The organism is Glutamicibacter sp. BW78, assembly GCF_002332245.1.
Lineage (GTDB): Bacteria > Actinomycetota > Actinomycetes > Actinomycetales > Micrococcaceae > Arthrobacter_H > Arthrobacter_H rhombi_A.
On record NZ_NRGU01000031.1, the window covers coordinates 130432 to 142231 of the forward strand.

General features: G+C 63.0%; 10 protein-coding genes. 4 read left to right on the forward strand and 6 right to left on the reverse strand.

Annotated elements, in window-relative coordinates:
- Positions 1 to 2 precede the first annotated feature (2 nt).
- Positions 3 to 431 carry a 30S ribosomal protein S16 gene (rpsP, locus tag CIK75_RS07370; RefSeq protein WP_086996351.1) on the reverse strand — a complete coding sequence of 143 codons (429 nt, stop codon included), beginning with the start codon at positions 429 to 431 and terminating at the stop codon, positions 3 to 5.
- 225 nt (positions 432 to 656) lie between these two features.
- A complete protein-coding gene (locus CIK75_RS07375) occupies positions 657 to 1574 on the reverse strand; it encodes a PrsW family glutamic-type intramembrane protease (protein ID WP_086996431.1) in 918 nt (305 codons plus the stop codon).
- A gap of 321 nt (positions 1575 to 1895) precedes the next feature.
- On the opposite strand from CIK75_RS07375, the gene CIK75_RS07380 reads away from it, so the two are divergent.
- Positions 1896 to 2726, forward strand: coding sequence for an aldo/keto reductase (locus CIK75_RS07380; protein ID WP_096223492.1), 831 nt, complete (start codon positions 1896 to 1898; stop codon positions 2724 to 2726).
- On the opposite strand, the gene CIK75_RS07385 is transcribed toward CIK75_RS07380, so the two are convergent.
- From CIK75_RS07385 to ffh, 4 genes are all read right to left on the reverse strand, one after another.
- Positions 2723 to 5287 (reverse strand): DUF2156 domain-containing protein, encoded by a 2565-nt coding sequence (locus CIK75_RS07385; RefSeq protein WP_096223493.1) that lies wholly within the window; start codon positions 5285 to 5287, stop codon positions 2723 to 2725. The genes CIK75_RS07380 and CIK75_RS07385 overlap by 4 nt on opposite strands.
- Positions 5288 to 6559, reverse strand: a complete 1272-nt coding sequence (locus CIK75_RS07390) for an alpha/beta hydrolase-fold protein (RefSeq protein WP_096223494.1) — start codon at positions 6557 to 6559, stop codon at positions 5288 to 5290.
- A gap of 142 nt (positions 6560 to 6701) precedes the next feature.
- On the reverse strand, positions 6702 to 7331 hold the full coding sequence (locus tag CIK75_RS07395; RefSeq protein ID WP_096223495.1) for a hypothetical protein: 630 nt from the start codon (positions 7329 to 7331) through the stop codon (positions 6702 to 6704).
- Between the two features lie 20 nt (positions 7332 to 7351).
- Positions 7352 to 8920 (reverse strand): signal recognition particle protein, encoded by a 1569-nt coding sequence (gene ffh, locus CIK75_RS07400; RefSeq protein WP_096223496.1) that lies wholly within the window; start codon positions 8918 to 8920, stop codon positions 7352 to 7354.
- Between the two features lie 142 nt (positions 8921 to 9062).
- Here ffh and CIK75_RS07405 point away from each other — a divergent pair, with 142 nt between their 5' ends.
- The 3 genes from CIK75_RS07405 (at position 9063) to CIK75_RS07415 (ending at position 11762) form a co-directional block, all read left to right on the forward strand.
- Positions 9063 to 10547: a glucose-6-phosphate dehydrogenase gene (locus CIK75_RS07405; protein ID WP_096223497.1), complete on the forward strand. Its 1485-nt coding sequence runs from the start codon at positions 9063 to 9065 to the stop codon at positions 10545 to 10547.
- Positions 10548 to 10677: 130 nt separating this feature from the next.
- On the forward strand, positions 10678 to 11121 hold the full coding sequence (locus tag CIK75_RS07410; protein WP_143413285.1) for a universal stress protein: 444 nt from the start codon (positions 10678 to 10680) through the stop codon (positions 11119 to 11121).
- A 194-nt stretch (positions 11122 to 11315) separates the two neighbouring features.
- The gene (locus tag CIK75_RS07415; protein WP_096223647.1) at positions 11316 to 11762 is read left to right on the forward strand and encodes a universal stress protein; all 447 of its coding nucleotides are present in this window, start codon (positions 11316 to 11318) and stop codon (positions 11760 to 11762) included.
- Positions 11763 to 11800: the final 38 nt, after the last annotated feature.

The following is an 11800-nucleotide window of genomic DNA, read 5'->3' on the forward strand; positions in this document are numbered from 1 at the left end:
TTCTACTCAGCCTCGGTGGCTTCTGCCTTCTCGGCCTCGGCTTCCGCGGCGGGTGCTTCTTCTGTCTTATCGGCCTTCTTGGTGATGGCCTCGGGCAGGATGACCGAAGACTTCTCCGGAGCGACGTACGCTTCCTTGGCGGTCTTGGTCTTCAAGGTGCCTTCCTGGCCCTCGATGCCCTTATGCTTCTGCCAATCACCGGTGATCTTCAGCAGTGCGGCAACCTGCTCGGTCGGCTGGGCGCCGACGGAGAGCCAGTAGCCAACACGCTCGGAGTTGACCTCGATGAACGAGGGCTCCTCGGTGGGCTGGTATTTGCCGACCTCTTCGATGGCATAACCGTCGCGCTTGGCGCGGGAGTCCATGATGACGATGCGGTAGGACGGTGCGCCCTTTTTGCCGAGGCGCTTGAGTCGAATCTTAACGGCCACTGTAGTGGTCACTCCTGTATCTAATACTGGGCGATCCCGCGTTTCTGCACCCGTGGGGCGGGCCATACTGCGAAGGGTCTGAGGACAAGATGCACACGCGGAGAGAGGGGCCACGTCGATCGAGTACCTTGCCATTATGCCAGAACGCGGCGCGCGACGCGACCCATCGTTCAGACGGGCGAGCCGTAGCCGCACGGCGCGTTGGTGGAAGCGGGTGCTGGCAGGTCAGCGCATGGAGCGGTCGGCGGATTCCTGCTCCCTGCGAGTCCCGTGGCGCACTGATAGTCGCAGCCAGTTGATCCCGATAAGGGCAATGATCACCATTCCTCCGATATACATCAGCAATGAGATGAAGGCGACCTCGGGAGCCACCGATGGGGGCAGATGACCGTAGGTGAGCTCAAATCTGACGGTTCCGGTGAAGAGAACGGCGAGGAAGGAACTCAGCGGTCCGATCAGGTCCCAAAGGGAATGAAGTGCCGAGACGCCGACGAAGGTCAGGATCAGTCTCAAGACGGGCCGGCCGGGCCGCCTCAGGGAAAAGAGTGCGGCACCGAGGATGGCCGTCCACAGGATGTGCCCCACGGGAGAGAGGGCTGCCCGCAGGACCTCCGTCTCCAGAAGAGAGGTGAGGTTGATGGTGTTTTGGCCCAATGCTGCGTTGAAGGCGTATCCCGCGGACTCGAAGGCCGCGAAGCCTGCCCCAACCACCGCACCCAGCGATGCTCCCAAACCCGCCGTGCGCCGGGTGATCCCGCGAGCGGCAATGGCCAAGATCAGGAGCTTGACGAACTCTTCAATGAACCCCACCAGGGCGAACTGGAGGGCTGATTTACCGAGGTCTACCTCGAGGAGGGAAGCCCCCAAGACACCGAAGACCCCGCCGATGAAGAAGGCCGAGAATAAGCGGACCGGCGATAAAACGCCTTCCTGTCGGGCTCCCACGAACAGGACCACCACGAAGGGGACCAAGAAACTCCCCAACAGGATCAGCGTGGGGATCAGATTGGTGTTCTCTGTGCGGGCGGTGACGACGATGGTGAGGATCCACAAGACGACTCCGCCCAGAAGCACCTTCCACCAATACCCGTGTAGGCCCGGGCTCGAATCCCGTGAGGCTTCGACCACCGTTACGCCCCCCATCTTGCCGACCAAGCCGAGTGTTGGAGCCGCTCACGACTCGTGAAGATCCACCGGGACCGGAGAAACGAAGCCTACCTCCAGCACGATGGGCCAACAACAGTCCGTCGCCAGAGGCGATCTCCCACCCACAGCGGGCACGGGCCCACGCTGCAATGTATCAATGGCACCCAACGCCCAACCACATCGGTAGATGCCGAGATCTTCCACAGCGACGCTGATGATCCCCTCTGTACGTTCGGCGCTTTCCACGACGGGCGGCGAGCAGCCCGCAGCAGCTTTGCATGATTTCATGTGACGGAGACGTGAACGAAAGGACCCATCATGCGAACAGTTCAACTACCTAACGGGACGACCATGCCCGCGATGGGCCAAGGCACCTGGTTCCTCGGCGACGATCCCCAGCGTCGGGCGCAGGAGATCGCTGCGCTGCGTGCCGGCGTTGAATGCGGCCTGACCCTGATCGACACCGCTGAAATGTATGGAGGCGGTCGCTCGGAGGACCTCGTCGGTGAGGCCATCTCCGGCTGTCGCGACGACGTGTTTCTGGTCAGCAAGGTCCTCCCCGGATCCAATCGCGCCGAAACCATCGAAGCCTGCGAGAAGAGCCTGGAACGCCTGGGCACCGACCATCTGGATCTGTACCTGCTCCACGGGGTCGGACCCGCACCGTTTGAGGAGACGCTCGAGGGCTTCGAGCATCTCGTCGCTGCGGGCAAAATCGACCAGTTCGGTGTCAGCAACCTGGACCTCGAGGAAATGCAGTACTTCCACTCGTTGCCCGGCGGCGGTCACACCCAGGTCCAGCAGCTGCTCTACAACCTCAACCAGCGAGGGATCGAATGGGACCTCCTGCCGTGGTTGCAGCGGAAGGGTCTGGGCATGATGGCCTATTCCCCGTTCGACCGGGGCGATCTGGCCCATCACGCGGGGCTCACCGACTTCGCTCGTGAACGTGGTGCCACCGCAGGCCAGGTCGCACTGGCCTGGCTTTTGGCGCAAGACCAGGTCATTCCCATCCCCAAGACCTCCCAGGTGGAGCGGGTCACCGAGAATGCCGGCGCCCTCGAACTAGAACTCACGACGACGGACTTGGCGGCACTCGATGACCTCTTTGCTCCGCCGAACGGGCCCGAGTCGCTACAGATCTATTAGTGACGGCTCAACAATGTCCTGGCCAGTGACCAGCCGGCGCTCAATGATGCGTCGCCGATATAAGCCTTGGAGATGGCGACGGAAATGGCTGGCAGGGCGGCTGCGTCGGGGTAAACCATGTATTGGGGGACGAACTGTGGCTGAAATTTTTTCTTGAAGGACATCAGCGATTGGAATCCATAGACCGGCTCCAAGGTGGCTGCCAGCCAACCCAGAACCCGCTCCATGGGCGGCACTCCGGTGTCAACACCGGCCGTCGACACCATGCCTTGAGGATTGTCCGCGGAGACCAACGGCGCCCCGGACAGGCTGGCGAAGGAATAGCCCTGCGCTTGGAGCGTCAGTGCCGCGGTGCCAATCAGGAACTCCACGACCGGCCTGAATCCTCCCTGTTTCCGACGCATGAAATCAAGCGTCCACCCTGTCACTTGCCCGCCATGCCGGACCGGCAGCCACGAGGTGGCCCCTTGCAGCACACCCGCGTCGTCAACGGCCAGCAACAGCCTCACCTCGGGATCGTCCAGCTCAGCCAGCCCGCCCAGGGTGAAACCGAGCTCGGGCATGCCCCGATCGGCAACCCACTCCTCGGAGATGGCGCGTAGTTGTTCGCGCATGTTCAGGGTCAACAGCGAGGATTTGCTCCACACCGCCGCGACACCCGACTTCTCTGCCCGGTTCAGTGCCGTGCGCACATCCTGAAACTTCTTCCCGGTGAACGCCATGGAACCGAGTGGGAGCACCGTTTCGGTGGCGACGCGAACCCTGCTGAACATCTCCGGCGGCAACGCGTCAGCGACTTCGCTCGTCACGGAGTAGAAGCACGGGATCCATGCGTGGCTCATGCAATACTCGGCGAATCCGCGAACCACCGCAGCAACATCCTGGGTCGCTGCGATGGGGTTGCTCGTGGTCAAAGCGACTCCGGCGATCACCCGGTAGGCGATGAACGAGCGACCATCTGGTGCGAACCAGTAGCTGTTTCCCTCCCATGTACTCATCCACGAGAAGGTTCCACCCGTCCCCTCGCGCACCAGGGCCCGGGCGCGGGTCCTATCTGCCGTCGATTCGTAGTCCCCTGCCGTGATGAAGGATGCGAGCAGCCAGAAGCAGACGGCAGTCCAAAAGAGGATCCCCAACCCCTCGAACAGGATGGTCGTGGCCGCGGTGATCGGCACAAACTCCGGGCTGATATGAAGGGCATAGACCAAGGGAACGAAACGTTCGGGCAGGTTCTCTGCCAGTTCCCCGAGATCCGGGACCGGGCGGAACCCCTCGCGCAACCAGAACCCCACCCCGAGGTAGAGCGCCGACAGGAAAATCCCGAGCAGCAGGATCTTCTGCAGTAGACGACGGTTCACTCGGGGCGGCGCACTGAGGCGGAACAGTCGCTGGGTGGCCAGCAAGAGGAGGAAGACGGCCAGCGGGGCCAGGAGGGGCAGGATGATGGCCTTGGCTTGCCCATAGTCGGTGAAGTCATATTCGCCCAACCCCTCCAACAAGCCAGCGTCCGGGACCCTGGCCTGAAGCACGACGCCGGCCAGGAAGATCAGGGTCAACCCGGCCATGGCCCCCTGGACCACGACTGCCGCCCACCAGGCGAGGCGGCGCCCCCGCCGCAGACCGTCAGCCATAACCACCAGAAGAATGGAAGGAAGGACTGCGGAGAACATGGCGCCGAGGCCGGCTCGTTGTTGAAGCTGTGCTGCGGCGCATTCGTTGATGCGTTCCGGACTCGAGCACAACTCGGCGAGTGACTGGGGATCGACCGGCACGATGTTGGTTCCCAGATAACGCAGGACGGCCAGCGGCCCCACCGCTCCGGGTGAGAGGGCCGCCACCACGGGCCCCAGCGCCGCAGCGCAGATGACGACTGCCACGAGGACGCGGCCCTCATGACGTGTAGCCCTGATCCGAAGTCTGCCCGGTCGTTGACCGAGCAGCAGCGGCCCGAGCAATAGCCCTATCAGGACCGACCCCAAACGCATGACGTCCGGCAGCGTCCCGGCATAGAGCGCGGTGACCAGCACAACGGCCAGCAACCCGGTGCGCAGCCGTCTGCGCCACATCACCCGAAGGCCAGCCGTCGCGGCCATCGCCGTGCCGCAAGCGATGATCGTCACCCCCACCAGAAGCCCAGGCTCTCCCCGATGGGCTGGTGCCGGTTGGACCAATGCCACGAACACTGCCCCGGCTGCCAAGGCCGCAGACTGGGTAAACAGGAACGCGAGCAGGAATCTCAGGCTGCCGATCCTGGTCTCCACCCACAGGCCCACCACCGTCAGGACGACCCCGCCCAAGATGAACGCCGTCAGATGGCTGGTGCTCGGCAGATAAGCGTCCCACGCCGCGGGCACAGGCGACAGAACGGTTGGATCCGGCATGCGAGAGCCTGCCGGGTCGAGGCGAATCAGCCCATGTCGACCGCCCTGATGGTGTCCCCGGCTGGCGAGGCCGGCGGCGACATAAGCACAGAGCAGGGCGAGGGTGACCGGCAGCCGCAGGAGCCGTCCCTGAATGCCGGTGCTCCAGGCATCAACCGAGTTCCTCTCTCCCAGGCTCATTTAGCGCACCATGCCCCAGTGAGGCGCCAGAAAATCCAGGCCCGCGGTAAGCCCCGCCCTGGCAGCCGGCCACGAGTGGCCCGCTCCGGGGACCCGGAGTTCCTTCACCTGCATACCTGCGGCACGGGCAGCGGTGACCACCACCTCCATATCGGGACCATATTGATGATCGCTGGCCCCCACCGAAAAGAAAGCGTGGGTTGAGGGAAAACGTTGGTGCTGCAGGATGGTGAGCGGCAGGCGGGATTCGAAGGCAGCCGTGTTTCCGCCAAAGGATTTGTTGATGGTCTGGGTTCGGCTGACCGACAGTGCCGGCTCCTGCTGACCGGAGAGGTCGATGATGTTCGGGTAGAGCCGCGGATGCAGGGTGCCCATTTGCAGCGCGCAGGTACCTCCAAAGGAGAACCCTCCGAAGGTCCAGCCCGGGCTGGGTTTTTGTACGTTGAGCGTCGTGGTGATCCAGGCGGGTACATCGGCTGAGAGGTAGGTGTCCGTCTGGGCGATGTCTGAATCCATGCACAGTGAATTTCCGCTCGTGGTTCCATTGGGATCCGCGACAACGACCACGGGTGCCATGCCGTGGTGCGCAGCGGCAAAGGAGTCCATGATCCCTGGCAGATGCCCTGCGTCGAGCCAACGTTGCGGTCCGCCGGGCTGCCCGGCGACCAACACCAAGACGGGTAGCTGCCTCGGTCCCGACGGTTCATAGGCGGGCGGCAGGTAGATGATGGCATCGCGCGCCGTGAACTTCGAAACAGTTCCCGGAATCGACGCCTGCCTCACGGTACCGTGCACTGGAATCTTCTGGCTGCCGGTCCCGGATCCGCCGCGCATGAGGTTCGACGGCAGGGCCTTGACCGCCACTTGATCGCCCAACAGGCTTCTCACATTCACGTATTGCCCGAAATAGGCGTTCAGTTGCAATCCGGCGAGGAGAACGACGGCGATGGTCGCCAGTGTGGCCAGAAGCTTCCAGGTCCAGGGACATTTTGACGCCGAATACACACCCAGCAGGATGCCCAACAGGGCCAACCCCGCCCAGGCGATGACGACCAGTGGAAGCGGATCGGCGATGACGAACCAGACGTACACGAGCAGAAGGTAGATCGCCCAAGTGATCAGGGCCGCGGACACGAGAAGCAACGGGTAGACGAGCCACCATCGACGATGGCGGCGCGGCAGGAGGAGAAAGGCGAGTCCGATAATACCCGCGGCCCAAACCAGTGGGGGTAGCCAGCCGCCGACGAGGCTGATCGATTCCACAGCATCCATGGTCTCCGGCCCGCCAGTGCGTGTGCCGGCCCTTGCCGGACCCGCCGAGCCCCTCCGATGTGGACTCTACGCCTGGCACGCCATACTTGACTCGATGGGCAGGCGATTATTTATCGTCGGGGCTGCGACACGCAGCCTGCGCTCATTCTCGTGTTTGGCGCAACCCGGGTACCGGCGCGGTCGCGGGCAGCTCGGGCATGAGGGCGCGAGGAGGCTGCCGGTTACCCGGTACATGGCGAGGGGTCATGTCCCTGCCGTGCTCGAGTTCGGTCACTCCCCCGAGCTCCAGGGCACGGACACCTGCCGCGGCGCGCTCAGCGTCCCCGGGCGGCAAGAGGATCGGGAGCTGGTCCAGTGGGCAGAACCTGACTTGGAGCAACCCACCGTCGGCGGTGAAGCGTTCCACCCCGGTGACCCAGGTACCGCCGTCGTAAACGAAGAACTCATGGCCGGTGTCACTGCCTCCGGCTGAGTGAGCGCCACCAGTAGCAGGGCGGAAATCATGGACCAGCATCCGGCCCATCGAGGGTTCCAAGGCCATCCGGGCCAGGATCGAGGCGGCAGCCCCGCGCGGTGTCGCCCCTGACCTGACCTGGGCGGTCGGTAGCACCCAATCCGGTTCCGAGTCCTCGCCGTAGCGGGATTCGTTGACCCCCACGGCATCCTTGACGGTCAGGACCGCGCCATCGAAGCGCCGCACCAATGTCGAAGCATAGGCCTGATGTTTCCACCGGGCGCCGAGGAAACCATCAAGTCCCTGCACAACAGTCATCAGCCGCTACCGCCGCCGACCTATTTGCCCAGGAACTTATCAAAGCCCTTGGGCAGGTTCAGGTCCGAGGGATTGAAGTCCTGCCCGCCCTGGCCTCCGAAGGAGGCGCCCGTCGGGGCCGAGGGAGCAGCCGACTTGCGGTTCTTGGAATCCAATTCCGCCTGGGCAGCCTTGGCCGGGTTTCCGAACTTCTGCTTCTTCTTGCCAGCGCCTTTACCCTTTTTGGCGCCGCCCCGGCCACCACCACCCGGCATGCCCGGCATCCCACCGCCGGCGGCCATGCGCTTCATCATCTTCTGTGCTTCACCAAAGCGCTCCAGCATCTGGTTGACCTCGGAAACGCTCACACCTGAACCCTTGGCGATACGGGCTCGACGCGAACCGTTGATGATCTTCGGCGCCACGCGTTCGTGCTGGGTCATCGAGCGGACGATGGCTTCGATCCTGTCGATCTGACGCTCATCGAACTGTTCGAGCTGCTGTTTGGAGATGGCGGCTCCGGGCATCATGGAGAGCATCTTCTTCATGGAGCCCATTTTTTTGATCTGCTGCATCTGGGACAGGAAGTCGTCCAGCGTGAAGTCCTCGCGGTCGGCGAACTTCTGCGCCATCCGTTCGGCTTCGCCCTTATCCCAGTTCTGCTCAGCCTGCTCAATGAGCGTCATCATGTCGCCCATGTCCAGGATGCGGCTGGCCATCCGGTCCGGGTGGAAGACCTCAAAGTCGCTCAGGTTCTCACCAGTCGAGGCGAACATGATCGGCTTGCCGGTCACCGAGGCAACGGACAATGCGGCACCACCACGGGCATCGCCGTCGAGCTTGGAGAGCACCACACCGGTAACTCCGACACCTTCGTTGAAGGCCTGGGCAGTGTTCACGGCATCCTGACCGATCATCGCATCGATGACGAACAGGACTTCATGTGGATTGACTGCCGAACGAATGTCAGCTGCCTGCTGCATCAGCTCTTCGTCAACACCCAGACGGCCGGCGGTGTCAACAATCACCACATCGTGCTGTTTCTGCCGACCTTCGGAAACGCCGTTGCGGGCGACGACGACCGGGTCGCCGGTGGCCTCCTCAAATTCCGAGGAGACGCCTGGGTGTGGGGCATAGACCGGGACACCCGCGCGTTCACCGTTGACCTGGAGCTGCTTGACGGCATTGGGCCGCTGCAGGTCACAGGCCACCAACAGCGGGGTATGCCCCTGAGCCTTGAGGTATTTGGCCAGTTTGCCCGCCAGCGTGGTCTTACCCGCGCCTTGGAGGCCCGCGAGCATGATGACCGTCGGTGGCACCTTGGCCAGGTTTAGCCTGCGGGTCTCCCCACCGAGGATGCCTACCAGTTCCTCGTTGACGATCTTGATGATCTGCTGGCCCGGGTTCAGCGCACCGCTGACCTCTGCACCCAGGGCCCGCTCCTTGACCTGTGCGGTGAAGGCACGCACCACCGGAACGGCGACATCGGCGTCGAGTAGGGCGCGCCGGATCTCCCGGACGGTCCCGTCGACATCGGCTTCGGAAAGGCGTCCCTTGCCGCGCAGGCCCTTGAAGGTCGCTGTCAGCCGGTCGGAGAGAGAATTGAACACGTGAGCTGAACTACTTTCGTGTGGGTGGCTGCGGGAAACCCCGCTGGACTCGACTACCAAGGTTACCAAGGTCCAACGTGCCCAACGGTATCGGCCAGCGGGGGGGCAGACACGGTGGGCGCAATGGTGGCAAGCTAGACAGGTGAGTGAAGCAAAGAAATCCCATGTCAAGACGTTACTCATCCTCGGCGCCTCAGGGGATCTGACCGGAAGATTGCTGCTGCCCGGTCTGGCTGCCCTCATCTCCAAGGGAGATCAGCCTGACTTGATCCTCGCCGGGGCCGGCTCCCCGGATTTCACCCCAAAAGATTGGTCCAACCGCGTCACCGAGGCCTTCGCCGACGCGCGGACGAAGGCTTCCGGAGACGGCGCCGCACATTTGGACCGCATTGCCCGGCAGACGACGTACACGGCCCTCGACGTCACCGCACCGGGCGAACTCGGCAAACTACTGGCCACGTGCGAGGGCCCGATCGCCCTGTATTTCGCGCTTCCCCCGACGGTCAGTCAGAAAGCCTGCGAAGTCCTGACACCGGAAGAAGTCCCCGAGGGTACCTCGCTGGTGATGGAGAAGCCCTTCGGTTCCAGCGCCGAGTCAGCCCACGCCCTGACCAAGACACTCACCCGCCTGGTGCCGGAGGAATCCATCCAGCGTGTGGACCACTTCCGGGGCAAGGCCACGGTCTTCAACATCCTGGGCCTACGCTTCGCCAACCGCTTCCTAGAACCGCTGTTCAGCAGCGAACACGTGGCGAAGATGGAGATCTTCTACGACGAAGACCTGGCCCTGGAGTCTAGGGCAGGATACTACGACCATGCCGGTGCCCTACGGGACATGATCCAGTCACACCTCTTGCAGATCTTGGCCCTGCTGACCCTCAACGCCCCCGCCACTTTGGGCGAACGGGATCTACGCGACCACATCGGTTCGGTCCTTCGGGCGACGAAGGTCCCCACCGACTACACCAAAAGCACCCGGCGTGCCCGCTATACCGCTGGGACGAGCCGCGGACACCATGTGCCTGACTACACCTCCGAAGACGGTGTGGATCGGATCAACAACACCGAAACCCTGGCGGAGATCGAAGTCGAGATCAACAACTCCCGCTGGTCTGGCGTACCGTTCATCCTGCGTTCGGGAAAGGCTCTGGCGCAGCCCCGCAAAGAGGCCGTCATCACCTTCAAGCCGGTCGCCCACCTACCGCAAGGCTTCACCGGCAACGACTCCCCCACCCGCCTGCGCATCGGTTTCGGCCCGGACATCCTTCAACTCGAGCTAGACGTCAATGGCCCCGGGGATATGTACAACCTGGACCGTGTCGGTCTTTCAGCCCAGCTCAACACCCCCGACCTGCTGCCCTACGGTGAAGTCTTGGCGGGCGTACTGGCCGGGGACCCGACACTGTCGGTTCGTGATGACACCGCCGAACAATGCTGGCGGATCATCGAGCCGGTATTGGCCGCCTGGGCGAACGACGAGGTCCCGATGGAGGAATACCCCGCCGGCTCCAACGGACCCACCCACTGGGTGACTTCCCAAGAAGTCGAGCTGGAGAGCGAACCGATGGAAGGCCTCCTTCCGGGCACCGAACTCTCACCACAGGACGCTCCTCCAGCAGCCGGCTGACCCCTCCGTACCCGCTGCTAAGCTGGCCTCAGGTGGACGAAACGGTCCTGCCATCCGGCACGTCCTCTGCAACAGTGACCGTGATCTTCGAAGGTGTGCTTGGAGCACACCGGAGGTGGTGAAAGAACACATGGCAACCAAACCAGTAGTCGTCGGCATCGATGGCTCCAACGACTCCAAGGCAGCCCTTCAGTGGGCCGTGGAGTATGGGAAGCGCTTCGACCTTCCGGTCTACGCTGTGGCGGTCTGGGAACTTCCGTTGGCCTTCGGGAATATGGCCACCTACCCAGAGACCGGCGCACAGGTTGAGGAACGCACCAGCAAGGTCCTCAACGAAGCAGTTCAAGAAGCCGTCGGCGCAGATTCCGGAGTGCTTGAACGCACCGAACGTGGGCACCCCGCCAAAACTCTGGTGGAAATCTCGGAGTCCGCCGAGCTCTTGGTCTTGGGCACCAGAGGTCGCGGTGCTTTCAGGGGGATGCTGTTGGGCTCCGTCAGTCAGCACTGCGCGTCTCATTCAAAATGCCCCTTCGTCGTCATTCGGCATCCGGAGAGCGACGTCGAAGCGAAGTAATTGATGTTCGGAGTCGCCGCAGGGTCGAAGGACCCTCCGGCGACCCCAGTCTGGCCCCGGATCAGGGCTCTGCCGCCTTGATATGCTGGCTATTGAGTGGACGAGGCGGTCCTGCCAGAAGGCACGTCCACCAGAACCGTGGCCGCAGTCTTCAAGGGTGTGCTCGCAGCACACCGGAGGTGGTGAACGAAATCATGGCAACCAAACCAGTTGTGGTCGGTGTCGATGGGTCCGATGATTCCAAGGCAGCCCTGAAATGGGCCGTGGAATACGGGCAGCGGTACGAAGCTCCGGTAGAGGCACTGGCCGTTTGGGATATCCCGACGAGCTACGGATACTTGGCCGCGTATGCAGAGTCCGGAGAGAAAATCGAGGCGCGTGCCCGCGAGCTTCTCGAAGAAACCGTCGCCGAAGTCGTCGGAGCCGACTCCACCGTTATTCGGCGGACCGAGCGGGGCCATCCTTCCTCAACGCTGGTCGAAGCGTCGAAAGACGCACAGCTACTGGTCTTGGGCACCCGAGGCCATGGAGCCTTTGCCGGCATGCTGCTGGGCTCCGTAAGCCAGCACTGTGTGGCACATTCCAAGTCTCCCTTTGTCGTCGTTCCCAGCGAGAAGGAAGAGAAGAAAAAGCGCAAATAGACGTGCTGCCTGGAGTAGATCGTCGGTCACCTACTCCA